This is a genomic window from Cytobacillus sp. FSL H8-0458, assembly GCF_038002165.1.
Classification (GTDB): domain Bacteria; phylum Bacillota; class Bacilli; order Bacillales; family Cytobacillaceae; genus Cytobacillus.
Genome location: NZ_JBBOBR010000001.1, coordinates 2579368 through 2603792, shown reverse-complemented (window position 1 = coordinate 2603792; position 24425 = coordinate 2579368). Strand labels below are relative to the sequence as shown.

Genomic DNA, 24425 nt, shown 5'->3' with positions numbered 1-24425 from the left:
TATGAGATGCCGCTAGCTCTATAGCGGTTTTTTTATGCTCATAATATTATCCACATCTTAATTAAAAGGACTTATTAAGTATATGGCGAATATTTATAATGATATTTAATTGGGAGTGAATTTTGTGTCGGTAAGAAAACTAACAGAGAATGAATATATAGAGGCCATGAAGCTTTCCATGTATGCCTTCCAGTACAATGTGCCTGAAGCTGACATTCCTGCCAGGATGGAGCGTTTAAAAAATCATGCCATTTTCGGTATCTGGGAAGAGGAAAGTTTGGCTGCCAAACTTCACATCATCCCCCTTAAAGTTCATATTAATGGCTTTGAATGGGATATGGGAGGTGTTGCAGGTGTGGCAACATATCCGGAATTCAGAAGAAAAGGGCATGTAAGCGGCCTGATCAAGCACGCTTTAGCCGAGATGAACAATAAGAGTCAGCTATTTTCATTTTTGCATCCATTTGATATTTCTTTCTACAGGAAATACGGGTGGGAGATATTCACAGAATATAAGAAAACGCATATTAAGAAAATAGATTTAAAAATGACAGGAAAATCATCAGGGACCATTAAGCGATTTACTAAAAACCAGCACACATTAACCATCGAAAAGATTTATAAAGAATATATGCAGCGGTATTCAGGAGGGCTTGTAAGGGACTCATACTGGTGGGAGAACTTTGTGTATTCTGATTACCAGATTGCGGTGTTTTTTAACGATTCAGGTGAAGGACAGGGCTATATATTATTTAAGGTACAAGACAATAAAATGGATATCCAAGAATTCGCAGCTCTAAATCAGGAAGCCAGAGTGAATTTATGGAACTTTATCTGTCAGCATGATTCGATGGTTGAGGAAGTAGAGATCATTACATCTGTACATGATCCATTCCCTTATTACTTGAATCAGCCTAATTTAAAAATGGAGGTTTTCCCGTACTTTATGGGAAGAATCGTCAATGCTGAAAAATGTCTCGCTCAATATTCGTTCCTTGATAACGATGAAAATGTCTTTCTCCATATTGTGGATCACCATGCACCATGGAATAATGGAACCTACTTAATCGCTGATAACAGTGTCAGGGTGTTTAAAGAGAAAGAAGGAAGCCAGTGTACAAAACCTCCCGCAAGAGGTCTGCAAATGTCTATTAATGCGCTATCAGCTATAATAATTGGCTACAAAAGACCAATAGAGTTATATGAATTAGGCGAAATTAAAGGTCCAAGAAATGATGCGGAAATGCTTGAAAGAAAAATCCCTTTGCAAAACTCCTTTTTCTATGACTTTTTTTAAGAAAAAGCATCTGCAGATAAATGAAAGAAAAAGCGTCCAGGCGGGGGCTTTTTTATTTTGTTCAGTTTTCGCAGCACTTTGTGATTCAATCCGGTGAATAAGGTAACGATAAAAAGACTGTAACACTTTTATTGCTGTAAGCATTACATATTGTAAAAAATAAATTATTGTATTTTTCCTGAGAGATTGTTGCCCTGATTAAAAAATCGTACAGAAAGAAGTGAAAGGAAGATGCATAACGGTCATCTTGACTTCGAGACGATTCAGGCAGCCAGTGATATAATCTCCGCAATCGTAGAATCCAGCCTGGAGGGAAGAAAAAGTGTCATTTCTCTTAAGCGTGAAAGATTCACTTTCTTTAAGAGAAAAGAAGAACCGATCTCCATAACTTTTAGGAACACTGAAGTATATTTAAAAATTAAGCTTAACATAGTAAAAGGTAAGAATATTTTGGAGGAAACTCTAAGGATTCAGAAAGAAATCAAGGATGAAATTGTCCATTTAACAGGACTGGAGGTAAAAAGAGTAGATCTCTCAGTTCAAAAAATTATATCTGCAGGAAACACTCTTTCAGAAAACTAAATTTTGCAGGTCTAAAGCTGATGTAAAAAAGACGCATGATATTCATGCGTCTTTTCTTTTCCATGCTGAAAATAAATTCAGTAATATTAATGCAGGTAAAAATTACTCAGCGAATTGGTCAATCTCTGCTTTTATCTCATTTAGAGTTTTTTCGCACTGACTTACTAATGATTTAGGGAAGCTTTCGCCTTCACCGTATTCAATCCCATGCGGATAATAATGTTTGCCAAGCAGCGGGGTCATAAGCTGGATAGTTGCTCTATGAGCTCCTACATCTCCTTCAGTCGCATATCCAAATACACGAAGGTAAAAAACGCCCTCTTTTAATTCGAATTTACGGTCATATGTAACTCTTTCATAATCCCATTGCCCTTCACGGACCAGGCCATGAGAAAGCATTACTTCATCTAAGCGGGTTAAGTCTGCTTTTTTATTTTCCAGACCTGTGTTTTCAAATTTCATATTTGTCCCTCCTGAAAACAATCCATGGTTCTCTTGAATGATCCATGCATAATTTAAACAAGTTTATCTCAAATTTAATAATAGTAGAAAAAAGCGCAACTTGCAACGGATTCATGCAAGAAAACATCCTTCTCTCAAAGAACGTTAGCAGAAATGCCTTATTTTAACGCCTGGCTGGCATATCTTGAGCATCTGGAACTCTCAGCTGCCAAAGTGTGAAAGGGGAAGCGTCAATTGCAGAAATACAAAGCCATAAGTATCTTCTTTTTTCTATATTTTCTAACAACACAGCCTGCAGGTGCTGCAGCGGATTACAGAGTTGAGCAAAGGGATACTCTTTGGGAAATTGCACTAAGATTTCAGAAAGATCTGCAGGAAATTATCAATATCAATCCTCAGATAGAAAATCCTGATTTAATTTTTCCAGGTGAAATTATTATCATTCCCGACCATGGAAAGAAGATGGATATCCCCAAAATGAATGATAATGAAAATGACCTTATGAGGCTCGCCAACGAAAAACGAAGGGAGTTAAAGCTAAAACCATTGTCTGCAGATTTGAAGCTGAATGGTGCAGCTCAAAAAAAGTCTTTGGATATGATGAAATTACAATATGTTTCACATAATTCTCCTACTTATGGAAATCCTACAGAAATGTTAAGGAATGAGGATATTTCTTTTCTGACCGTAAAGGAGAATATCGGGGCGGGCTATAAAACTGCTGATGAAATGTTTAATGCCTGGATGAATTCCGCAGTCCACCGGGAAAATATTCTAAACAAAAAGGCAACTCATATTGGTTCCGGATATAGTCAAGGAGGCCTGCACGGTCATTATTGGACCATATTCATTGTTGAAAAAAATTAAGGAGGGTTAAAAATGGAAAAAATCCGCGATATTATGACAGACCAGGTTGAAAGCTGTTCTCTATTGGACAATGTTTATGAAGTGGCAGTTAAGATGAAAGAATTAAACGTAGGTGCTATCCCGATTGTGGATAATGATAAGCTCGTCGGAATGATTACTGACCGGGATATCGTTCTTCGATGTGTAGCAGAAAAACACCCTGCTTCTTCTAAGGTAGAAGATATTATGAGCAGCCATTTAGTAACTGTGTCGAGGGATACAGAGGCTCGGGAAGCAGCCCGCTTGATGGCAGAACATCAAATTCGCAGGCTTCCTGTAGTGGAAGGTGACAAGCTTATTGGGATAGTATCACTAGGTGACTTTGCCGTGCGTCATTTAACAGATGACCAGGCTGGAGAAGCCCTTACTGATATTTCAAAGCACGAAACTGAAGCACAGCATTAAAAGGACACCGCCATGGTGTTCTTTTTTTTCATCAAAGGATGCTGCATACAGACTTATTGAAAATAATAGATAAACAATACACCTAATGGTATGATTAATAATATATGCAATTATTTTATTTGGCTGTTTTCGGAAGGTTGTTGATTTTTGTATATGATTTACTGAGTTATTGTAGCGGAAAGCGAGCAGCCTGGAGCGGAAACCAACGGACAACATTGATAGGCAAAAACAACAATATATACGAAAAGAGCATTTTATTTTCCATTTAGCAGAACGTCTGCATGTTATACTTTAAATCGCCTTAAATAAAGCGAGTAAAAGAAGGGAGGTACGGTTCTCTGCGAGCACTTTTCCGAATTTTAGTATTGATTTGCATTTTTCTGGCAGCAGGCTTTTACATCGATATTGGGCGTAAAGAAAAAGGGGAAATCCTTGTCAGTCAGGAAAATACAATTAAGGATATAAATAATAAGGAAAATAACTTATCCTCCAATACGGGGTTCCCTGAAAAGGGTGTTGCCTCACTAATGGGAAAATCAGCTGGGGAGCTTAAAGAAAGTCTGGGAGAGCCGTCCAGAATAGATCCTTCTTTTTATGGCTACGATTGGTGGATATATAATAAAAGCAGCACTGATTATATACAGGCTGGCGTCAGCAATAATAAAGTGGTTAGTTTATTTGCGACAGGCGAAGATTCTGACATTTATCCTTTCAAAATAGGGCAGCCCATTGGTGAATTATATTCATCCGTCTTTTTTGAAACAGAATTCAGTCTTAAAGTAAAGGACAGCTCATACCGTTTTGAATTATCTGAAGATGACCTCAATACTAGGCCGCTGGTCATGGTTGGTGAGTATTATGCACAGCTTAATATAGATAGATTTACAGGAACGCTGTCCAGTGTGAGGTTAATGGATGCAGCCGCTTTAATTAAACTTCGCCCGTATGAAATGGTTTACCGTGGTGAATTATTGGAGCCGCCTTTGCCTTCTCCTGCCTTTGAAGAAGAAGTGGAGAGAGCGAAAGAGAAGCAAATTTTCGACATCACCAATGTTATAAGAGTCAGACATCAATTAAAGCCTCTGATATGGGATGATCTAACTGCATCAGCAGCATTAGCTCATAGTAAAGATATGTATGAATCCAATGTCTTTTCTCATACTTCCAAAACTTATGGCGTTTTGACGGACCGGCTTGAAGCTGGGAAGGTCTCATATGAGGCGGCAGGGGAAAACATAGCTGCAAATTATTCGGATGCCCCCGCTGTAGTTGAAGGATGGCTTAACAGCAAAGGTCATCGGGATAGTCTGCTGAATGAAGAATTTACACATCTTGGAGTTGGAGTTTATAAAAAGCATTATACTCAAAATTTCATAAAAAAAGCTGATGATGAAGAAGCCAAAAAGTGAAAAAGAGCCTAAATTAAGGCTCTTTTTTAGTATTAACAATCTGAATTCGGCCAACTTGAAAAAAATCATCCTTCCAATTTCCATACAAGTGAACAGGGTCACCGATCTTGACAGAAGGAATTGAAGCATTATTCATTAAAGGAGTAATTTTTTTTATATTTGAATGCTTGAAGCCCTTTGTTTGGACGGTCAGTTCAAGAACATGTACATAGCGGCTGTAATTATATCGCTGCCTGCTCTCGATAAGATGGACGACTTCGCCGGAAATGATGGCCTCTTCGGGAACATCTGCCAGGTTCGCCCACTTCTCATAACCCTCCCGCATTTCCTTGTTTGTCAGCCAATAAAAATAAAGGCAAATTATTGGTATAACGATAGCGGTGACCATCTTCCCACCTGCCTTTAATTATTTACATTTTTCTTTTCGATGATAAAAAAGCTGCCTGTTGCCTGTGCAATTTTCCTTCCATCCGAACGGAGAACATCTGCAGATAATACCATGCTTTTTGTTCCCTTATGGTCAATTGTCGCTCTGCATGTTACGTATTCCCCTTTGCCGACTGCAAGATAATGAATATTTAACTGTGTCGTAACAGCACCAAAACCTTCAGGAAGCAGCGAAGCCGCAAGTGTTCCCATAGCAGAATCAATAATTGTAGCGGTTATTCCCCCATGGAGAATTCCGAGCGGATTATTGACGATCTTACTTAAAGGAACTGTCAGTATGCATTCACCTTCAGTTATGTGCCGTTCCATATGAAGCAGTCCGCCAATATAAGAGCTGTTTTGACCGGTTTGTCTTTTATGAAAACCTAAAAGCAGGGATTCTAAAGCGGTTAATTCTTCGTCAGTCGCATTCCTGGTGCACTGATCAAATAATTCCATAAGATCTCTATTCATTAGTATTCACCTTTCAATATCTTTCTGCATTCATATATTATCATTAATGGCTGAATTTTTGAATTTTAATGGACCAATAAAGCAGACATAAATATTCACCTTTTTCATTCATATTCATATGGTATTATAGGCATTTGCATTAGAACGAGGTGATTTTGCATGTCCAAAACGAAGCTTCATCCCTCTGTTGAAAAGTTCAAAGAGTTTGTTAAACAGAATCCCCTGATCATCAAAGAAGTCAGGGAGGGAAATGCAACGTGGCAGGAATTATATGAGGATTGGTATTTGCTTGGGGAAGAAGATTCAAGGTGGGATCCCTATAGAGAAAACAAAGATAATACACAAAAGACCGAAGAGAAAAAAAGTGACTGGATGGGCACCATTATGGGTACTCTTAAGCAAATGGATGCGAATCAAATGCAGGGTTACATCACTAATCTCAGCCAGGCACTTTCAGCTGTGCAGGGGGTTATTTCGCAATTTCAGGGCGGCGGCCAGAAACCATCAGGAGGCTCAAAGCCAAGTATGACTAAACCAAGCAGCCCTTTTACATTTAAAAAGGATTAAGGGGTAAACAGATGAGAAAAGACATCGTCGAGTATCTTGAACAAAAGCAGGATCTTAGGCAATTTATCCGTGAGCAGCCTTATTGGTATAGAAAACTGAGCAGAAATCCGAACGAAATTCAATCTCTGGAAGTGGCCGCACTGCACTATTATAAAAAAACAATTCCCCATCAGGTTGAAAAATTCACGAATGGAGTGCATATGGCCTCCATGATGATGAGCATGTTTCAGGCCATGAATTCTCAATCCAATTAGAAAGCTTTCTCGTACACGAGAGAGCTTTTTATTTGTTATAGAGTAAAAATAAGCAGCCGGGCAAACACTAATTTTATTAGAGCGTTACGGAAGACATCCTAAAGGAGTGTAAAATAATGAAAATGAAAAAATACATTTTTATATTGCTGGTTATTTTTGTTCTTGCAGCATGCCAGAAAGATATTCCCGAGCCCGAAACAAAAGCGGAAGCCAGTCCTCCGGTGAATGCAGTTAAAGCAGAACAGCTATTGCCAGTTTCAGGTGTGGAAAGCTCAGCCAAGGATCCTTTTTTTGTAAGGCATCAAATAAAAGGAAAAGAAGTTTTTGTTGAATGTATTGCGCGTGATGTGTCCTTTAGAAAGCAGAGCAGCAAAGAAAGAGGCAAAATTCTCCTTTATATAAACGGAAAGAAGAAGGATGAAATCCATTCAGCTGCTTTTATTATCAAAGGGCTTCCTTCAGGCAAACATCTTATCGGACTGGAACTTGTTAAAGGCGACAGTGCTGAAGCCTCTTTAAAAAGAGAGTTTCTTGTGGTGATCCCTTAGTTTACTTGCTTTAGCTTTAAACCGTTTCATGATAAAATAGGAAACGGAGGTGAGCTATTTTGCTTGCTACATTAGAAAGAATGGCTATTTTGGACAAAGCTGACGAACTTGCAGCGATGATTACAGAATCTGAAGAAGCGGAACATTACCGTAAAAGTTTATATAAATTAAAGAACAGCCGTGAAACTCAAAGGAAGATACAGGATTTTATCAAAATGAAAGAACTGTATGAAGAAGTTCAGCGATTTGGTAAATATCATCCAGAGTATAAGAGGGTGATGATGTCAATTAGGGAGCTAAAGCGCGACATGGACATGGATATCCATGTAGCGGAATTCAGAAGAGCAGAGAACGGCCTGCAAAACCTCCTGGATGAGGTAAGCATGCTGATAGGACGTTCTGTGTCTGAACATATTAAAGTTCCCACCGGCAATCCTTTCTTTGAATCAAGCTGCGGAGGAGGCTGCGGTTCTGGAGGCAGCTGTGGCTGTTCTTAGACAAGAATAAGTGCCGTTCCACTGAGTCAGCGTTCAAAAACCAGCTAATGCTGGTTTTTTCTTTTTAAATATAATCCGCAGTTTGAACCTTCCCATTGAAAACTGTTATTTTTCTATGCTAGACTAAATAAAACAAACGATCACTGAAGGGGAAAACTATATGCTTGGTCAAAGGCAAGGAATAATCGTATGGCTTTATTCTTTAAAGCAGGCAAAAATGTTAAGAAGATTTGGAAATGTTCATTATGTTTCAAAACGGCTCAAATATGTAGTGCTATACTGTGATCTTGCCGATACGGAAACAATTATGGAGAAGATAAATTCATATTCTTTTGTTAAAAAAGTGGAACCATCCTATAAGCCGTTCCTAAAAACGGAATTTGAAAATTCCAAACCGGACAAGGCTAAAGAATATGATTATAAGATGGGAATATAAAAAGGCGTGAGCAAAAGCTCATGCCTTTTTCTCATTTATCGCAAAGGTGCAATAAAATGATTAAGCCTTAATATTCCAATCAAATATTGATAATATAATTCCTTTTCATTAAAAATAGCAGAAGGCTTTACTGTCAGCTGAATAATTTCTTTATTCAGCTCTTTCGCAGCATCCTCGAATAAATCATACCTTTTATTAGGCACTGAGTTTGGATTCGGTATCCCTTCACGGCAAATATATAACGGCTGAAATCCTCCAGGGTCTGTCGGCTTCAATATAACTGCCAGGGATGTCATTTCTCTATTATTGATGCTCGTATGGAATGCAGCCATGTGGGACAAGCGATGCTTGTTCGCCCGCGCAATTTCAATTAATTCATAAATATCTGAGTATCCCTCGCCAATTTCTATAAAACGCTGTATCAAAATTAGAACCTCCTTAAAACTCATAGCATTCACTTCTTAAATGCTTTTCGTCCATCCATACTTTATCATTTTCAGCATAAAAATAGAATGGAAAAAAATCATAAAATTTATAAAAATTAATGTGACTGATGACCTTCCCTTTGGTATTGTTAGGTTAAAAGAAAAATGACTAAGAGGGCATAGCGATGTGGAAGGCATCTTTATTAATTTTTTTAATTTTGTCTGGAATTATTTCAGGTATGGTGCTGTGGCAGTGGCAGGCTTATTCTGAGCGTGCGATTGCCTTGGAGAGTTCCGAGGCGATTACACAGGAAATCACAGTCGAAACGCATCTGAAAGAACTAAAAATCACTCAAAAGTTATACGGACTTGTGGCCCGAAAAGAATATAGGCTTGATATCCCCGACACTCTATATAAATGGAATTGCAAAACTGGAACCGGAAAAGCCTGTGATTCAGCAGACGAAAGTCCTTATACATTTTTTTCTGCTGATGATCAGATGATATTTGAGTATACTGTACCGATAAATGATAAGAAAAAAGCATTATTGTTAACTGATTGGTTTGTTAAAATCATCGGAATAAAGGCTGAAAGCTTGTCCATATCAATTTCGGATTCTTTCAAAAGAGAGGGGTCATGGGCTGCGGGAATCAGGTTAAAAGCCCAAAAGAAATTAGATCATATCGATTATTATTATTTCGAGGGCTATGGAAATGTTCCATCACTCTACTGGCAAGAGGAACCTCTTTTGAAGACGGCTATAAATAACACAGATGTATACACAGCAGGTACTCGTGCAGCCAGCTTAGATTTTAAGAAACTGAATGACATCGGGGATTTTCCATTTATGTCGATTATCCTTACCGATCGCTATCCTGAATATATGGATGAAAATATCCTGATTGCATCTCCATACATTAAAGTTGACCAGCTGGAAAAAGAGCTTATAGCTTTGCAGTTTCAGAGAAAGTTTGCAGATGGTTCTCCTGACTGGATTGTTGATGCATTCACAGCAGGATTATTAGATTTAAAACCCGGCTCAGCGAAAGGAAGCATAGCCCTGAAGGAATTTAAGGGGAAGTTGACCGAAGATGAACTAAAAAACTTTCTTATTAATGTATACCAGGCGGATTCTCTGAATGCAGGAAAGCTGGACAAGCTTTTAGGTAATGCTAAAGGTCTTCAAACACAATTTTTCACGATGAATATCAAAAACGAAGCACCGCTTGTCCCGTTGTATTTTCAGGAAGAAAAGAAGCTATGGGTGTCTGGTGCTGAGAAGGCAAGCATTAGTTTATTATATAGGGATGGGAAGGTTTTTCTTCCATTTACTGCCGCGATGCAGGCATTGGGATATGAAGTGAAGATTCTATCCGGCGAGGAAACGATGCTTGTGTCAAAAGGGAATAACAGTTATCGGTTCTATTTGAATAAAAATGTCTTTATCTATAATGAAGAAGACTATGGATTGCTAATAAATCCATTAACCAGGCAAAACGGAACTGTATGGATGGAAATCCAATGGTTTAAAGCACTTTTCGGAGTGACTGCGGAAGAAAGAGAAGGCGGGATTCACCTGACGCCCTAAAAAGACTTAATAAAAGCAAATAAAAAGCCCTGCAGTTAACTGCAGGGTCCTTCTATATCCTTTTCAGGATAGAAGGCAAAGGGAGAGGAGAAACCGGAGGAAGAACTTATGGGGAAACGTAAGTCTTCTCCGCGGTTGGCAACAACATCCTTGAATAGATGCTGTTAATTACATTATTTCCACAATCCTCATGGATATACACTTCATACTATATTTTTTTCCAGCTGATGATTTCGCTTACAAATTGCCGGTTGGCTACAAATTGTAAGATATGGTAGGATAGGATAGAAAAAAACAGTTTTCCATTTCGAATTCTGGAAAATTGAAATATTGCAGGTTAGTGGTGATCGTATGCGAGTGGTATCAGGAACTAGAAAAGGGAAGATATTAAAAGCTGTTCCGGGCAGCTCAACCCGTCCGACTACTGATAAAGTAAAAGAAGCTATTTTTAATATAATAGGGCCTTATTTTGAAGGTGGCCAAGGGCTTGATCTATTTGCGGGCAGCGGCGGCCTTGGCATTGAAGCTCTGAGCAGAGGAGCGGACAAGGTCATTTTTGTGGATAGGGACGGAAAGGCCATTCAGACCATCCATGAAAATATTCGGAATTGCGATTTTGAAGAAAAGGCGGAAATATATCGAAATGATGCAGATCGTGCACTCAAGGCAATTTTAAAGAGAGATCTGGCTTTTGATTATATATTTCTCGATCCGCCATACCGCAAGCAGCAGCTGCTTAAGCTTCTTAAGGTAATTGATGAGAATAATCTGCTTTCGGATCAGGGAACGATTCTATGTGAACATGGGTCAGATGTGGAGCTCCCTGAAACTGTTGGAAGACTGGTTCAGCAGAAACATGAAAATTACGGGATAATTTCTATCTCTATTTACAGCTGGGCTAAATAATACATACTGGGAATTGTAATGGAAAAAATACATATAAGAACATGACAGGGGGATAACAATGGGAGGCATCGCGGTTTGTCCAGGCAGCTTCGACCCAATTACTTACGGCCATCTGGATATTATTAAGAGAGCGGCAAAGGTATTCGAACAGGTTTATGTAGTTGTATTGAATAATTCTTCAAAAAAACCTCTTTTTAGTGTTGAAGAAAGAATTAAGTTGATAGAAGAAGTTACAAAGGATCTTAAGAATGTTAAAGTCGATTCATTTCAGGGGCTGCTGATGGATTATGCAAAATCGGTAAATGCAAATGCTGTTATTCGAGGCCTTCGTGCAGTGTCTGATTTTGAATATGAAATGCAGATCACATCCATGAACAGAGTCTTAAATGATGAAGTGGAAACCTTTTTTATTATGACTAATAATCAATATTCGTTTTTAAGCTCAAGCATTGTGAAAGAAGTGGCAAAATATAATGGGGACATATCAGAACTAGTCCCTGATATTGTAGAAAAAGCTCTTAAAAACAAGTTTCAATAATTAATCAGCGGAGATGTCCTTACCTGCTGATTGTATGGTTTATAACAAAACGGGTGCCAATAGGTACCCGTTTTGCTGTTACTTCCTATCCAAACGCCTGGCGAGCATTAAAGTATAAACAGAAAGTGCAAGTATAGTTATAAGCGGTCCGGAAGAGACGATTCCATCCATAAATTTACCGAGAAACGAGTATTTCTCAAAGAATCCGACCGGAATGGCATTGGATGGCTGTTCCGTATTGTAATAGCGTTCATAAATTGGCTGCCAAAGAATGAATGCATAAAAGGCAGCCGCAAAGCCATGAACAATTCTTGCGAAGAAGAAAGGCTTAAAATTAATATCAGTCTGTGCCAGGATGCTCGCCACCTGAGCCTGCACGCTGAATCCGCTGAAAGCGAGTATGAAACTGACAATAATGACCTGGTGCATTAATGTTGCCTGCTGAACCTGGCTCGTCATCTGGCTGCCAAGTGTTATTTCAAACAAGCCTGAAATGAACGGGATGCTTAATTCAGTTGGCAGGCTGAATATTGACAATACGGCTTCTAAGCCTTTAGCCAGGAATGCTGTGATCCCAATGTGAAATAGGAGTTTGTTAATCACAGAGAATAAAATGATAAATCCGCCTATCATCAGAAGTGTTTGGATGGATGACATGACTGCATCTCCAAGGAGCTTGCCAATCGGGCGATTATCCTTTATTCTTGTCCGATGAAGAGCAGATAAGGCAGCCCGCAAAGATGGCTTTGACGTCCTTGCACCATGGGCAGGCTGCTTTGACTTCTTTCCATAGAACCTCATTAATAAACCGACGGTAATATTGCCGAGATAATGTGCCAGGGCCAATATCACCCCTAGCTTGGCGTTATTAAAAAAACCAACCGATACGGCACCGAATATAAACAAAGGATTTGAACAATTAGTAAAGGAAACCAGGCGCTCTGCTTCTGTTTTTGAGAGCTGTCCTTCCTGCCGCAATCTTGCTGTCAGTTTTGCCCCGGCCGGATAGCCTGAAGCCATCCCCATTGCCCAAACAAACCCGCCAACTCCAGGTACTCTGAAAAGAGGCCTCATCAAAGGTTCAAGGAGTACTCCAATGAATTTAACTACACCAAAGCCGATCAGCATTTCTGATACTATGAAGAAGGGAAGTAATGAAGGGAAGACGATTTCCCACCACATATCCAATCCCCTGATGGATGCATCAACAGATTCCTGGGGAAATGAAATTAATGAGATGGCCATTAAGGTTACAGAGAGTGCAAGAGTAACCGTTTTTAATTTGGAACGAAACACGGACAAGCCTCCCTCAAGTTGTACTGACTGTGAAATGAATTTAAACAATGGTAAAATAAAGAAGCAGTTGCATCTATATTTTTCTCCGGCCTTTTCATTTATTTTTCCTGAATCCGGAACAAAGGTATACAGTGATAAAGCCTGTGCTGTCAAGTCTTGTCCCCATATAACCCAATATACTCATAGAAGTTTAAAATAGACCATAGAATTAGGTACAGGCATATGTGAATTTTCAGCTGAAAATTTTTATTGTATGCTTCTTTTGGAAATAAATAGAATAGAATAAGCATAAGTTCGAATCGGCCATTGGCTTATAAGGGGGGAGTCTTTTGCAGCGTCCGAAAATAGGTTTGGCACTTGGTTCGGGAGGAGCTCGGGGATTCGCCCACCTGGGTGCGATCAAGGTCTTGAAGGAAGCCGGCATACCGATTGATTATATTGCCGGCAGCAGTATGGGTGCCATGGTAGGCTGCTTTTATGGGGCGGGGCTGGATGTTGATCGTTTATATAAGCTTTCCAAAGCATTTAAAAGGAAATATTATTTAGATTTTACAGTGCCAAAAATGGGTTTTGTGACAGGCAAACGAGTAAAGGAACTGATCCGTATATTTACTCATGGAAAAAGCCTCGAGGAACTCGATATTCCTGTTAATGTAGTGGCCACAGATTTGATGACTGGTGAAAAAATTGTTTTTAAAAGAGGCCCCATTTCTGATGCGGTTAGGGCAAGTATATCCATCCCGGGTATATTTGTGCCGGAAAAATTAAATGGCAGGCTTTTAGTGGACGGAGGAGTAGTGGACAGAGTTCCTGTGTCAGTTGTTAAGGAAATGGGAGCAGATATCATCATCGCTATCGACGTTTCACATGTTAAGACAAATGCGGAAATCACCTCAATCTATGACGTAATCATGCAAAGTCTGGATATCATGCAGATGGAGCTTGTCAGTCACCGGGAAATTGCTTCTGATTTTATGATCAGGCCCAGGGTGGAAATGTATAGCTCCCGCGCCTTTACAAATATTGAAGAAATCATCAAAATAGGCGAAGAGGAAGCAAAAAAGCATATTGACAGTATTAATCATTACATAACTAAATGGAAGGAGCATCCTGATTCATGAGAAGCAAATTTTATACCCGTTCCTTCTTGATTTTGGCAGTTATCCTTGTGGCCAGTTCGTTTTATTATCTGCCTTATTATGTATCAAAGCCGGGTATGGCAAAAGAACTCGAGCCGATTATTGAGGTGGAAAACGGCTATGAAGAACAAGGAAGCTTCATGCTGACGACCGTAAGAATGGGCCGGGCGAATATATATGCCTATATGGCTGCTAAATTCAGCAAGTATCAGGAACTGTATCCTGAGGAAGAAATACGGGCAGAAAATGAAACAGATGAAGAGTATAATGTACGGCAGCTTCATATGATGGCAACTTCCAAACTGGCTGCTATTGAAACGGCCTATAAAAAAGCCGGACTGCCCATTCATTATCATTATAATGGCGTATATGTCCTTAATGTGCTTCCTGATATGCCCGCTGACGGCAAGCTCCAGGCGGGTGACCGCATCTTTAAAGTAGACGGCCGGGAGTTCAAATCCTCTGATGAATTTATCAGCACAGTCTCCAAAAAGCCGGAGGGCAGCGAAATAAAACTAACTTTTGAACGCCAGGATAAAACGATGGAAACATCGATTCCTTTAAAAACACTTGCGGAAACCGGAAAGCCGGGCGTGGGGATCACTCTCGTTGATGACAAAGAAATAGAGGTCGACCCTGCTGTTAATATTGACAGTGAAGAAATTGGCGGCCCTTCTGCCGGACTGATGTTTTCTCTTGAAATTTACAATCAGCTAATAAAAGAAGATTTGACGGGAGGCTATAAAATAGCCGGCACCGGAACAATCAATTCCGAAGGGACAGTCGGGAGAATAGGCGGGATCGAGCAAAAGGTCGTAGCAGCAGACAAAGCGGGAGCAGATATTTTCCTTGCGCCTAATGAAAATGGTGCAGAAGACTCCAATTACAAAGCAGCTGCTGCAACAGCCAGGAATATTAAGACCGATATGAAAATCGTTCCGGTGGATACGTTTGATGATGCTGTGGAATATTTAAGAAACCTGGATTAAAAAAAACTTTCAGCCGGCAGCAAAAAGCCAGCGGCAATCGAGAGATGCCGCTGGCTTTTCTTTAATATCTGGAGCTATTAGTCTTTAATAGAGACTGCAGTACAGAATTTAGTCAACCATAATAGGAGGCTGGTTAAATTCCTGCTGCATGAGACTTCGGTCCTCAGCAGCCTGCATGCCCATTACATATACCCGGGAGGCTTTAATATCCAAATGCAGCTGTTGTGCAGCCTGTGATGAAATTCTTGATATCAGCGGAAGTTTTAAGTCAGACTTATGCAGGTTTAAATACTTCCTTCCATTCTTGGACATCCCCAAAAGACGAAGATATTCCGCTTTTAATGGTTTATTGGGCATCTCTGTTTTTTCTGTATTTGTAAGGATATGTACACAAGCCCGCTGAAGTCTTGTCCATGTGTACCTCTTTGTTTTAATCTTTTCCATGAAATGCTGAAAGCTTTCTGCCTGAATTGCTGCTGATAAAAATCTATGCTCCAGGCCTTCTTCCATTTCATAAATGCATCTTAACTTTTCCGGCTGAAGATGAACCAGGCGGAATTTTAAAAAAGGCCAGTATTGTTCCCATTGATGAAATGCACCAAACTCTTTTTTGTATTGAAGTAAACCCTGATATGTAGTTTCCGGAACATATTGGCGAATGGCTTCAATCTCTCCATTCCCGGTAAAAAGTGCTTTTCTTATGCTTGTCGCACTTGCTATAGATTCAGAAGAAAATTGTTCGTCATGATATCCTGCGCTTTTTCTTGCAACTGTAAAAAGCTGCATAGATGAATTTATCCTGCGGGCTGACTTTAAATATTGAAAGCCAAGAATGTTATTCGGTTTTGAAAGGTCAACCAATTCATCTTCAGGGTTCAAATCAAGGAATGCCATTGATGTTGCTTTTGGATAACTGACCCCCGCATCCAGGTGTACTCTGACCCTTTCCTGGTAGGCAGCATGATGTTTTCCGAGAAATGACAGCGTTTGGTGAAAGCTTTCCATATTGCCAGATTCACTCCCGAAGCATAAGCTGCTGCAGCCGGCTGCTTCGAGAATGGACACTGCTCCGCTTGCGAAAATATCTGCCTGCTGAACAGCAAACTGGTAGGGAAGTTCAAATACAATATCTGCACCCGCCTTTAGTGCCATTTCTGCTCGTTTCCATTTTGAAACTAACGCAGGTTCTCCTCTCTGCAGAAAGTTGCCGCTCATGACCGCAATAATGGTTTCTGCACCTGAAATATATTTGGCCTGCTCCAAATGGAAGGCATGGCCATTATGAAAAGGATTATATTCTACAATTACACCTGTTGCATTCATATTGACATACTCCTCGAAAAGGTTTAAAAAGATATGTATTGGAAAAAGTATTAAAAGAAGCGGAACCGCCTTGCCGAGTAAACAAAATCTCTAAATCCCGCAAAAAAACTTTTTACTAATGAAGCCTTCAATAGTATGATAATAGCTACATTATAGTGTAAAGAAAAAATATTGACAAATAATTATAGGAAGGCTATAATTACCTTTGTTGCCTTGGGGTGATTCGTATGAAATGGACTTTAAGTCAGTTACAAAAATATCGAAGCAAGGACTTTCCCATTGATGAAACTGTCAATGCTGATGAGGTCATGAAATTGAATCCGGAAATACGCGGTGCATCACCAATGCATGTGACTGGCCGTGCGGATATCGATTCTGCCAAAGTGACTTTTCATTTAACTATAAAGGGTCATTTAATACTGCCTTGTTCTCGTACTTTAGTTGACGTAAATTATCCAATTAATGTTGAAACAAACGAAACTTTCCTTTTAAAAGGTCCTGATTATGAGACTGAAGAGGAAGTTCACCAGGTAAAAGGGGATGTGATTGATTTAAATCCGATCCTTCATGAGATCCTTTTACTCGAAGTCCCAATGCAAGTTTTCTGCGAAGACAGCAGTGAAGAGGGAGCTCCGCAATCCGGTAAGGATTGGGAGGTCATTCATGAGCAGGATAAACAGGATAAAGTAGATCCTCGTCTTGCCGGACTTGCTCAATTTTTTGATCAGAATGATCCTTCTTCCGATTCATAACGGAAGAAAAACAAGAAGCACTTGAAGACACCAGCTTGCTCTGGCCTTCATAACTTTCTTAATGGGTTTGTCCAATTCCTATGGACATCCTCTAATACTCTTTAAGGAGGTGGGAAGAATGGCTGTACCTTTTAGAAGAACATCTAAAACTGCGAAGAGAAAACGTCGTACCCATTTTAAATTACAGGTTCCTGGTATGGTGGAATGCCCAAACTGTGGTGAAATGAAACTTGCTCACCGCGTTTGCAAAGCTTGCGGAACTTACAAAGGAAAAGAAGTAGTTAACGACTAATCCTTTAGATACAAAGCACAAGAACTTAGTTCTTGTGCTTTTGTCGTTTTAAAGCATCGATTTATTCATTATTAGTACAAGCCTAGCTATATTTTTGCTAATATTAAAAATAGTTTAAACAAAATTCAAGGAGGCAGCCATGAAACCTTACATATTTGAAGAATATGAGAATGGCCTGTTAATTTTCAGGATTAACAGACCTGAAAAAAGAAATGCCATAAACTATGAGGTTATGGATGGTCTGGAGACCGCAATTCATATGGCTGGTAAGAAATCAGTTAAGGCGCTTGCGATTACCGGTGAGGGAGACCAGGCTTTTTGCTCAGGAGGGGATCTATCTTCCTTTCACAATTTAAAGACAGAAAGTAAGGCCTTTGGAATGCTAAGCAGAATGGCTGCTCTTTTAAAAAAATTACTATTCTTGCGAAAACCAACTATTGCCATATTGAATGGAACAGCTGTCGGCGGAGGCTGTGAGCTCGCTGCTGCATGTGATTACCGGATTGCCAAAGCAGGAATAAAAGCCGGTTTCATTCAAGGAACTTTAGCTATAACAACCGGCTGGGGCGGCGGTTCCATCATTATGGAAAAGATGCTTCCTGCCAATGCCATGAGAATGCTAATGGAAGCAAAATTATATACTGAAGAAGAATTAAAAGAATTAGGTTTCATACATTCAGTCTTTCAGGGGGATTCAGCCGATGGGTGTCTGAGTTTTCTGGAAAGAATGCTTAGGCTTGAGAGTGAGGTTTTGGAAGCTTATAAAGATCTTCTTGTAAATAAGTGGGCGAAAGCTGGCTTAGAAGAGAGAATTGACCAAGAAGTGCGCTGCTGTTCGGTTTTATGGGAGGGAGAAGCACACCATGCCAAAGTTGACAGTTTCCTGAATAAGCCATAAGTGTATTCTTTGCGGGAATGAATAAAGTTACATTTTATAATATGATATCAGTCTATCTTTTCTAGCATTGGCATATGTATAAAGAAAAACACTAGGAGGGATACACTGATGTCTTCAACCCGTCAGGATGCTTGGTCTCAAGATGAAGATTTACTGCTTGCAGAAGTTGTGCTCCGTCATATACGTGAAGGAGGAACTCAGCTTCAGGCATTTGAAGAAGTTGGCAAACAGTTAAGCAGAACCGCGGCTGCCTGCGGATTTCGCTGGAATTCTTATGTAAGAAAACAATATAAATCAGGTATTGAATTGGCAAAAAAGCAGAGAAAAGAAATGAAGAAAAACCCGCAGGCTGCTGGAAGGGAACAAGATCTTCGTGCAGTTCCTGAGGAAAAGGCTGAAAAAAGCGAAAACACAGTTCAGGCAATTAATAGGACAATCGAGTTTGATGAATTAGTCGGCTTTCTGAAAGCCTTATATGAGAATGCTCAGAAACCTGCACCTGCAGAAGATCCAGGTGATAAGAAACGAATTCAGGAGCTGGAGAAGCAAATGTACTACCTGGCAGCGGAAAATGAGAAATTAACTAAAGAATTAAATACGCTGGAACAGGATTACAAAGCATTGGTAGAGATTATGGAAAGTGCCAGAAAGCTTGTTGGGCTCAAGGACGGCAGCCGCCATAAAAACCTGAATTTTACTGTAAATCCCGAAATAAAGCCTGAAAAGGTTGAGAAATAGATGATTGTAAATAAATAAAAATAAGCGGACGAAGTTTGTCCGCTCATTTTTATGCATTTATAGTAGAAGACAGCTGCTTAATGAGTTTGTTCTTTAACACCAGCCGGGAACCAGGCAAGCGGATTCTCTCCCAGGTCGCGTTCCATATCATAATGAACGGGTTCAAATCCCATCTTCTCCCAGAAGGCCTTTGATTTCACACGCGGATTTGTTTTAATAGGAAGTCCAAATCCTTTTGCAAATTCTACAAGTGATTGCCCATAGCCTTTGTTTTGATAGTCAGGTAAAACTTCAAGCTTCCATAGCTCTAAATAATCCTGTGCAGGTTCGAAATAGCGGTCGAATCTTGCTTCAATCTGGTAAAGGCTCATGCGTGCAACAAGTTTATCTCCAAAATAAATACCATAAAATGGAGACTCACTGTCGTTTTCGATAATATTAGCTTCAAGGTCTTCAAGCATGGAAAGCTCCTGTAATCCATACTCTTTAAATTTCTTAAACTCTTCCAGAGTTTTATAATTTACCTTTAATTTTTCAACCTTATAGTTCATAAAATCTCCCCCTTAGCCATCGGTGTATAGGACTTCTGCGGATGTAAACGCTTTATAATACCTTCCTTAAAGTTGAAAGGTTTCTTCTTTGTCTATTATTATATAACAAGTAAACAAAAAATTCTGCACATATGGAAAACTTAATATATTTTTAGTTTTTTTATAAAAATCAGAAAGCGTTTACAAAAATAGCAGGAAATAAGCAGAAGATTGTAGAAATATATATTATTGCAGGATTAATACAAGTAGGAAGGGGCCGGATTGTGCGAAAAATTCTGATTGCCAACAGGGGAGAAATTGCTTTAAGAATCATAAAAACCTGCCGTGAAATGGAAATTGAAACTATAGCCATATATTCTGATGCAGATAAAGACCTGCCGTTTGTTAAAGAAGCTACATATGCTTTCCATATTGGTGAACCGCCTGTCAATAAATCTTATTTAAAAACAGATGCTATTCTAGAGATTGCCAAAAGGGAAAAGGCAGATGGAATTCATCCGGGATATGGTTTTTTGTCGGAAAACGCCGGCTTTGCAAGAGCCGTAATTGATGCAGGGATTGCTTTTATTGGACCGGATCCGGAAACGATTGAATTGATGGGGGATAAAATTGTATCCCGCAAAACCATGAAGGAAGCAGGAGTACCGGTTGTCCCGGGTAGCGGAGAGGGAACCTCCACCCTCGAGGAAGCATGCAGGCTTGCTGATGATATGGGTTATCCAGTCATGCTGAAGGCAAGTGGTGGAGGCGGAGGAATTGGTATGGTGCGCTGTGAAAATGAGCAAGCGCTCGCTAAGTCCTTTGCCTCAACCAAGGCCCGTGCCAAAGCTTATTTTGGTTCTGATGAGGTTTTTGTAGAAAAGTATATAGAGAATGCCAGACATGTAGAAATACAGGTGTTTGGTGATCATCATGGGAATATCGTCCACTTATTTGAAAGAGATTGCTCTATACAGAGGAGACATCAGAAGGTAGTTGAGGAATCACCATCTCCTTTCCTTTCAGAGCAAACAAAGCAAAAGATGTATGATACAGCTTTGACTGCTGCCAGAGCAGTCAATTATAAAAATGCCGGTACTATTGAGTTTATTGTAGATGAACAGGAGAATTATTATTTTCTTGAAATGAATACAAGACTTCAGGTTGAGCATCCCGTAACTGAACAAGTAACCGGACTTGATCTTGTCGAATGGCAGCTCCTTGCAGCAAGAGGGGAAAAGCTTCCCCTTGAACAGAACAGTATAGAGCAGCAAGGCCATTCGATTGAATTTAGGCTGTATGCAGAGGATCCTGTAAGCTTCATGCCTTCTCCTGGGAAATTGTCAAAATTTGAATGGGCAGATTCTCCTGGGATACGAGTAGATTACGGATATGCTTCAAATACGGCAGTCAGCCCATTTTATGATCCTATGATCGCAAAATGCATTATCTATGGCCAATCAAGGGATGAAACAATCAAAAATGCACTGCAATTCTTTGATGGACTGAAAATTGAAGGTATTAAAACGAATGCCCCATTATTTAAAGTGATTTTAAAAGAAGAAGATTTCCGTAATGGGAATTATTCTACATCATATCTAACCCAGAAGGCTTTTGCCGTTAACTAAAAGGAGGAAATTACAATGAAAGAAATTACATCATCAATGGCAGGTACTGTATTAAATGTGTTGGTCGAAGCGGGCCAGGAGGTTAATGCAGGACAGGAAGTGCTAATGCTTGAATCCATGAAAATGGAAATTCCAGTAGAAAGCGAAACTGCCGGGAAAGTTGCTGAAGTGAAGGTCAGCATAGGAGATTTTGTGAACGAAGGCGATGTGCTGATTGTATTTGAATAAGTAGGCAGGGACACGCATATTCAGCGAGCAAGGGGCTGCTGCTAAGCCCCGTCTGCTCCGTGTTACTACCTGCAATGCAGGTTATTGCAATATGGGAAATTTATCGCAGTCTAACGGGCAGTAAGACCCCCACTTCAAGATTCAGAGGAATCAAAGGAGGATAATTTGGGGTCAAACTGCCCGTAAAGGCCCGATTGGTTCAACTAACAATCAGGGATAAGGCCTCCCTGATTGAAGTTTCACTTTATATTTGAGGAGGATGGGAATGACTACTGCAAAGACATTAACTGAGACGCTCCAGGAAAGAAGCAGGGTAATAGAAGCGGGCGGACATCCAAAATATCATGAAAAGAATGAAGCGCAAAACAAACTATTTGTCAGAAGACGGCTTGAGCTTTTGTTTGATGACGGATTCTATGAGGAAGATGGGAAATTTGCGAACTGCGAGGAAAATGACCTTCCTGCAGATGGAGTTGTTACTGCTGTTGGAAAGATAAACGGCCAGACTGTTTGCGTTATGGCGAATGATTCAACAGTAAAAGCCGGCTCCTGGGGTGCGAGGACGGTTGAAAAGATCATCCGTATTCAGGAGACAGCAGAGAAGTTAAAAGTTCCGATTCTATACCTGGTTGACTCTGCCGGTGCTCGAATTACCGATCAGCTTGAGATGTTTCCGAATAGACGCGGAGCAGGAAGAATTTTTTATAACCAGGTAAAGCTTTCAGGCATGATACCGCAGATTTGCCTCCTTTTTGGACCATCTGCTGCCGGCGGAGCTTATATACCTGCGTTTTGTGATATTGTTATAATGGTAGATCAAAATGCTTCTATGTATCTTGGATCACCAAGAATGGCAGAAAAGGTTATCGGGGAGAAGGTAACCCTGGAAGAAATGGGCGGCGCCCGCATGCATTGTTCTGTCAGCGGATGTGGTGATGTCCTTGCTTATAGTGAGGAAGAGGCTATTGAGTCAGCAAGAAGGTATTTGGCATACTTTCCGGCAAGCTTCAAAGAAAAACCTGCGAGGCTTGAAGCCGTCATGCCAAAATCCGGCCGCGCCCTTGAAGAAATCATCCCAAAAAATCAAAATGCCCCATTTGACATGTATGAGTGTATTGATTCCTTAATTGATGAAGGAAGCTTTTTTGAAATTAAGAAGCTTTTTGCTGCTGAACTGATTACGGGACTTGCCCGAATAGGGGGAAGGCCTGTAGGAATTATTGCCAACCAGCCAAAGGTTAAAGGCGGCGTTTTATTTGTGGATTCTGCGGATAAAGCAGCGAAATTTATTCAGCTTTGTGATGCTTTCCATATTCCGCTGTTATTCCTGGCGGATGTCCCTGGTTTTATGATCGGGACGAAGGTGGAAAGAGCTGGAATTATCCGTCATGGTGCCAAGCTTATCGCTGCGATGAGTTCTGCAACAGTTCCGAAAATCTCTGTTGTTGTCAGAAAGGCATATGGAGCCGGATTGTATGCAATGGCTGGTCCGGCATTTGAGCCTGATTGCTGCATAGCATTGCCAACAGCACAAATTGCAGTAATGGGACCTGAAGCAGCAGTAAATGCTGTTTATTCCAATAAGATCAATGCGATTGAAGACCCGAAAGAAAAGATTAAATATGTTCAGGAAAAACAGCAGGAATATAAAGAAACAATTGATATCTACAAGCTTGCCTCTGAATTAATTGTTGACGATATTGTTGCACCTTCAGATTTAAGAAATGTTTTAATTAACCGATTTAATCTGTATGAGACTAAAGAATTGACATTCAGTGTCCGCAAACATCCGGTTTATCCGGTATAATCCTTGTCATTAAATTCCCTTTTTCGATTTTCGAAAAAGGGATTTTTTTTAAAGGATTTAGCTGATGAAAAATGGAATTAAGAAATATCCATTAGATTTCAAGTTAAAAATATTTCTTTTTACCCATGAATTTATCTTATTTTGTTAAAATATGTTTAAAAAGTAAAAGTGGTGGAGTTTGTTATGAGAATAGCTATTATCGGAGGAGGCTCTGTCGGCCTTCTGTTTGCCCATTACTTAAATGAAAATCATGAAGTGCTTGTCTATGTGAGAAACAGCAGCCAGCTGCAAAAACTGCGCGAAAATGGACTTACAATGGAGAGGAATGGAATTCGCAGAAATACCCGCGTCAAGGCATGCCATTTTAGTGAATGGAAGGGGGAAGAGGATTTAACAATCGTTGCAGTTAAGCAATACAGTATTCCTGAATTGGCGGGAGATTTATTGAAGATGGATGCTTGCAAAACCGGGTCATTTTTGTTTCTGCAAAACGGGATGGGGCACTTGAAGTGGGCAGAAATGCTGGAAGCTGATAACCTTTTTGCGGGCAGTGTTGAGCATGGTGCGTTAAAGACAGCGTCTGACACTGTGCTGCATACTGGGATAGGAGTCACAAAAGTGGCAGCAGTAAAGGGAGATGTGGATTTTCTGAAGAAAATATCCGATTCTGCATCTTGTTTTTTTCCTTTTATTTTTGTCGGGGATCCTCTGGAAATGCTAATTCAAAAATTAATCGTAAACAGTCTGATAAACCCTCTCACTGCAGTTCTTCGTGTTAGAAATGGAGAACTGCTTTCGAATAAATTTTATTATCGGCTATTTTTGAAGCTGTTTGACGAGGTAAGTGCCATATTAAATATCCCAGATAAAGCAGCTGCATTAAGCCATGTGGAAAGTGTCTGTAAGGAAACCGGGATGAACAGATCCTCAATGCTTAAGGATATCGAAGAAGGCAGGGAAACAGAAATAGATGCTATTTTAGGCTATATCCTCAAGGAAGCTGAAATGAAGAATATGTCTGCTCCATATACAGAAAGTCTTTATTGTCAGATCAAAGGCAGGGAGAGGGGGAAATAAGTTGAAC

30 protein-coding genes are annotated in these 24425 nt (G+C 39.9%); 23 read left to right on the top strand and 7 right to left on the bottom strand.

Annotated elements, in window-relative coordinates; all coding sequences use genetic code 11:
• Nucleotides 1-124 precede the first annotated feature (124 nt).
• Together NYE23_RS12640 and NYE23_RS12635 are read left to right on the top strand one after the other, a co-directional pair.
• On the top strand, nucleotides 125-1297 hold the full coding sequence (locus NYE23_RS12640; RefSeq protein ID WP_341078279.1) for a GNAT family N-acetyltransferase: 1173 nt from the start codon (nucleotides 125-127) through the stop codon (nucleotides 1295-1297).
• 231 nt (nucleotides 1298-1528) lie between these two features.
• On the top strand, nucleotides 1529-1879 hold the full coding sequence (locus NYE23_RS12635; RefSeq protein ID WP_341078277.1) for an Asp23/Gls24 family envelope stress response protein: 351 nt from the start codon (nucleotides 1529-1531) through the stop codon (nucleotides 1877-1879).
• A 102-nt stretch (nucleotides 1880-1981) separates the two neighbouring features.
• On the opposite strand, the gene NYE23_RS12630 is transcribed toward NYE23_RS12635, so the two are convergent.
• The gene (locus tag NYE23_RS12630; protein WP_341078275.1) at nucleotides 1982-2341 is read right to left on the bottom strand and encodes a YugN family protein; all 360 of its coding nucleotides are present in this window, start codon (nucleotides 2339-2341) and stop codon (nucleotides 1982-1984) included.
• Between the two features lie 234 nt (nucleotides 2342-2575).
• Here NYE23_RS12630 and NYE23_RS12625 point away from each other — a divergent pair, with 234 nt between their 5' ends.
• The 3 genes from NYE23_RS12625 (at nucleotide 2576) to NYE23_RS12615 (ending at nucleotide 5061) form a co-directional block, all read left to right on the top strand.
• Nucleotides 2576-3208, top strand: coding sequence for a CAP domain-containing protein (locus NYE23_RS12625; RefSeq protein ID WP_341078272.1), 633 nt, complete (start codon nucleotides 2576-2578; stop codon nucleotides 3206-3208).
• A gap of 12 nt (nucleotides 3209-3220) precedes the next feature.
• Entirely contained in the window at nucleotides 3221-3652 is a 432-nt protein-coding gene (locus tag NYE23_RS12620; RefSeq protein WP_341078270.1) for a CBS domain-containing protein, read from the top strand.
• A 338-nt stretch (nucleotides 3653-3990) separates the two neighbouring features.
• Nucleotides 3991-5061, top strand: coding sequence for a CAP domain-containing protein (locus NYE23_RS12615; protein ID WP_445662618.1), 1071 nt, complete (start codon nucleotides 3991-3993; stop codon nucleotides 5059-5061).
• 13 nt (nucleotides 5062-5074) lie between these two features.
• On the opposite strand, the gene NYE23_RS12610 is transcribed toward NYE23_RS12615, so the two are convergent.
• On the bottom strand, nucleotides 5075-5449 hold the full coding sequence (locus tag NYE23_RS12610) for a hypothetical protein (protein WP_341078267.1): 375 nt from the start codon (nucleotides 5447-5449) through the stop codon (nucleotides 5075-5077).
• Nucleotides 5450-5463: 14 nt separating this feature from the next.
• Nucleotides 5464-5961, bottom strand: a complete 498-nt coding sequence (locus tag NYE23_RS12605) for a PaaI family thioesterase (RefSeq protein WP_341078266.1) — start codon at nucleotides 5959-5961, stop codon at nucleotides 5464-5466.
• Between the two features lie 159 nt (nucleotides 5962-6120).
• Here NYE23_RS12605 and NYE23_RS12600 point away from each other — a divergent pair, with 159 nt between their 5' ends.
• From NYE23_RS12600 to NYE23_RS12580, 5 genes are all read left to right on the top strand, one after another.
• Entirely contained in the window at nucleotides 6121-6528 is a 408-nt protein-coding gene (locus NYE23_RS12600) for a YlbD family protein (RefSeq protein WP_341078265.1), read from the top strand.
• An 11-nt stretch (nucleotides 6529-6539) separates the two neighbouring features.
• Nucleotides 6540-6782 carry a YlbE-like family protein gene (locus NYE23_RS12595; protein ID WP_341078264.1) on the top strand — a complete coding sequence of 81 codons (243 nt, stop codon included), beginning with the start codon at nucleotides 6540-6542 and terminating at the stop codon, nucleotides 6780-6782.
• A 116-nt stretch (nucleotides 6783-6898) separates the two neighbouring features.
• The gene (locus NYE23_RS12590; protein ID WP_341078263.1) at nucleotides 6899-7330 is read left to right on the top strand and encodes a lipoprotein; all 432 of its coding nucleotides are present in this window, start codon (nucleotides 6899-6901) and stop codon (nucleotides 7328-7330) included.
• Between the two features lie 59 nt (nucleotides 7331-7389).
• Nucleotides 7390-7827, top strand: a complete 438-nt coding sequence (locus NYE23_RS12585; protein ID WP_341078262.1) for a YlbF family regulator — start codon at nucleotides 7390-7392, stop codon at nucleotides 7825-7827.
• 160 nt (nucleotides 7828-7987) lie between these two features.
• Nucleotides 7988-8263 carry a YlbG family protein gene (locus NYE23_RS12580; RefSeq protein ID WP_009330926.1) on the top strand — a complete coding sequence of 92 codons (276 nt, stop codon included), beginning with the start codon at nucleotides 7988-7990 and terminating at the stop codon, nucleotides 8261-8263.
• Nucleotides 8264-8298: 35 nt separating this feature from the next.
• On the opposite strand, the gene NYE23_RS12575 is transcribed toward NYE23_RS12580, so the two are convergent.
• The gene (locus NYE23_RS12575) at nucleotides 8299-8688 is read right to left on the bottom strand and encodes a DUF7147 family protein (protein WP_341078261.1); all 390 of its coding nucleotides are present in this window, start codon (nucleotides 8686-8688) and stop codon (nucleotides 8299-8301) included.
• A gap of 185 nt (nucleotides 8689-8873) precedes the next feature.
• Here NYE23_RS12575 and NYE23_RS12570 point away from each other — a divergent pair, with 185 nt between their 5' ends.
• From NYE23_RS12570 to coaD, 3 genes are all read left to right on the top strand, one after another.
• Nucleotides 8874-10277 carry a stalk domain-containing protein gene (locus tag NYE23_RS12570; RefSeq protein WP_341078259.1) on the top strand — a complete coding sequence of 468 codons (1404 nt, stop codon included), beginning with the start codon at nucleotides 8874-8876 and terminating at the stop codon, nucleotides 10275-10277.
• Nucleotides 10278-10628: 351 nt separating this feature from the next.
• On the top strand, nucleotides 10629-11183 hold the full coding sequence (rsmD, locus tag NYE23_RS12565) for a 16S rRNA (guanine(966)-N(2))-methyltransferase RsmD (protein WP_341078258.1): 555 nt from the start codon (nucleotides 10629-10631) through the stop codon (nucleotides 11181-11183).
• 58 nt (nucleotides 11184-11241) lie between these two features.
• Nucleotides 11242-11721 (top strand): pantetheine-phosphate adenylyltransferase, encoded by a 480-nt coding sequence (gene coaD, locus NYE23_RS12560; RefSeq protein WP_341078257.1) that lies wholly within the window; start codon nucleotides 11242-11244, stop codon nucleotides 11719-11721.
• A 78-nt stretch (nucleotides 11722-11799) separates the two neighbouring features.
• On the opposite strand, the gene ylbJ is transcribed toward coaD, so the two are convergent.
• Nucleotides 11800-13017 carry a sporulation integral membrane protein YlbJ gene (ylbJ, locus tag NYE23_RS12555; RefSeq protein WP_341078255.1) on the bottom strand — a complete coding sequence of 406 codons (1218 nt, stop codon included), beginning with the start codon at nucleotides 13015-13017 and terminating at the stop codon, nucleotides 11800-11802.
• A gap of 329 nt (nucleotides 13018-13346) precedes the next feature.
• Between ylbJ and NYE23_RS12550 the strand changes: the two genes are divergently transcribed.
• Together NYE23_RS12550 and NYE23_RS12545 are read left to right on the top strand one after the other, a co-directional pair.
• Entirely contained in the window at nucleotides 13347-14138 is a 792-nt protein-coding gene (locus NYE23_RS12550; protein ID WP_341078253.1) for a patatin-like phospholipase family protein, read from the top strand.
• Nucleotides 14135-15145: a SepM family pheromone-processing serine protease gene (locus NYE23_RS12545; RefSeq protein ID WP_341078251.1), complete on the top strand. Its 1011-nt coding sequence runs from the start codon at nucleotides 14135-14137 to the stop codon at nucleotides 15143-15145. The genes NYE23_RS12550 and NYE23_RS12545 overlap by 4 nt, the downstream gene beginning before the upstream one ends.
• A gap of 108 nt (nucleotides 15146-15253) precedes the next feature.
• Here the strand turns inward: NYE23_RS12545 and NYE23_RS12540 are convergent, their stop codons facing one another.
• Nucleotides 15254-16468, bottom strand: coding sequence for a nucleotidyltransferase (locus tag NYE23_RS12540; RefSeq protein ID WP_341078249.1), 1215 nt, complete (start codon nucleotides 16466-16468; stop codon nucleotides 15254-15256).
• A 227-nt stretch (nucleotides 16469-16695) separates the two neighbouring features.
• Between NYE23_RS12540 and NYE23_RS12535 the strand changes: the two genes are divergently transcribed.
• The 4 genes from NYE23_RS12535 to NYE23_RS12520 all read left to right on the top strand — a co-directional run bounded on the left by NYE23_RS12535 (nucleotide 16696) and on the right by NYE23_RS12520 (nucleotide 19148).
• Nucleotides 16696-17220: a YceD family protein gene (locus tag NYE23_RS12535; RefSeq protein WP_341078247.1), complete on the top strand. Its 525-nt coding sequence runs from the start codon at nucleotides 16696-16698 to the stop codon at nucleotides 17218-17220.
• 118 nt (nucleotides 17221-17338) lie between these two features.
• Complete coding sequence (rpmF, locus tag NYE23_RS12530) at nucleotides 17339-17512, top strand: 50S ribosomal protein L32 (protein WP_009791160.1); 174 nt, start codon at nucleotides 17339-17341, stop codon at nucleotides 17510-17512.
• A gap of 139 nt (nucleotides 17513-17651) precedes the next feature.
• Nucleotides 17652-18410, top strand: coding sequence for an enoyl-CoA hydratase/isomerase family protein (locus tag NYE23_RS12525; RefSeq protein WP_341078245.1), 759 nt, complete (start codon nucleotides 17652-17654; stop codon nucleotides 18408-18410).
• A 108-nt stretch (nucleotides 18411-18518) separates the two neighbouring features.
• Complete coding sequence (locus NYE23_RS12520) at nucleotides 18519-19148, top strand: RsfA family transcriptional regulator (protein WP_341078243.1); 630 nt, start codon at nucleotides 18519-18521, stop codon at nucleotides 19146-19148.
• A 77-nt stretch (nucleotides 19149-19225) separates the two neighbouring features.
• On the opposite strand, the gene NYE23_RS12515 is transcribed toward NYE23_RS12520, so the two are convergent.
• The gene (locus NYE23_RS12515; RefSeq protein ID WP_035328746.1) at nucleotides 19226-19699 is read right to left on the bottom strand and encodes an N-acetyltransferase; all 474 of its coding nucleotides are present in this window, start codon (nucleotides 19697-19699) and stop codon (nucleotides 19226-19228) included.
• A 263-nt stretch (nucleotides 19700-19962) separates the two neighbouring features.
• Here NYE23_RS12515 and NYE23_RS12510 point away from each other — a divergent pair, with 263 nt between their 5' ends.
• The 4 genes from NYE23_RS12510 (at nucleotide 19963) to NYE23_RS12495 (ending at nucleotide 24418) form a co-directional block, all read left to right on the top strand.
• Nucleotides 19963-21306: an acetyl-CoA carboxylase biotin carboxylase subunit gene (locus NYE23_RS12510; RefSeq protein WP_341078240.1), complete on the top strand. Its 1344-nt coding sequence runs from the start codon at nucleotides 19963-19965 to the stop codon at nucleotides 21304-21306.
• A 15-nt stretch (nucleotides 21307-21321) separates the two neighbouring features.
• Nucleotides 21322-21534 carry an acetyl-CoA carboxylase biotin carboxyl carrier protein subunit gene (locus tag NYE23_RS12505; RefSeq protein WP_061790918.1) on the top strand — a complete coding sequence of 71 codons (213 nt, stop codon included), beginning with the start codon at nucleotides 21322-21324 and terminating at the stop codon, nucleotides 21532-21534.
• A gap of 265 nt (nucleotides 21535-21799) precedes the next feature.
• Nucleotides 21800-23341, top strand: coding sequence for an acyl-CoA carboxylase subunit beta (locus tag NYE23_RS12500; protein WP_341078237.1), 1542 nt, complete (start codon nucleotides 21800-21802; stop codon nucleotides 23339-23341).
• A gap of 183 nt (nucleotides 23342-23524) precedes the next feature.
• On the top strand, nucleotides 23525-24418 hold the full coding sequence (locus NYE23_RS12495; RefSeq protein ID WP_341078236.1) for a 2-dehydropantoate 2-reductase: 894 nt from the start codon (nucleotides 23525-23527) through the stop codon (nucleotides 24416-24418).
• Nucleotides 24419-24425: the final 7 nt, after the last annotated feature.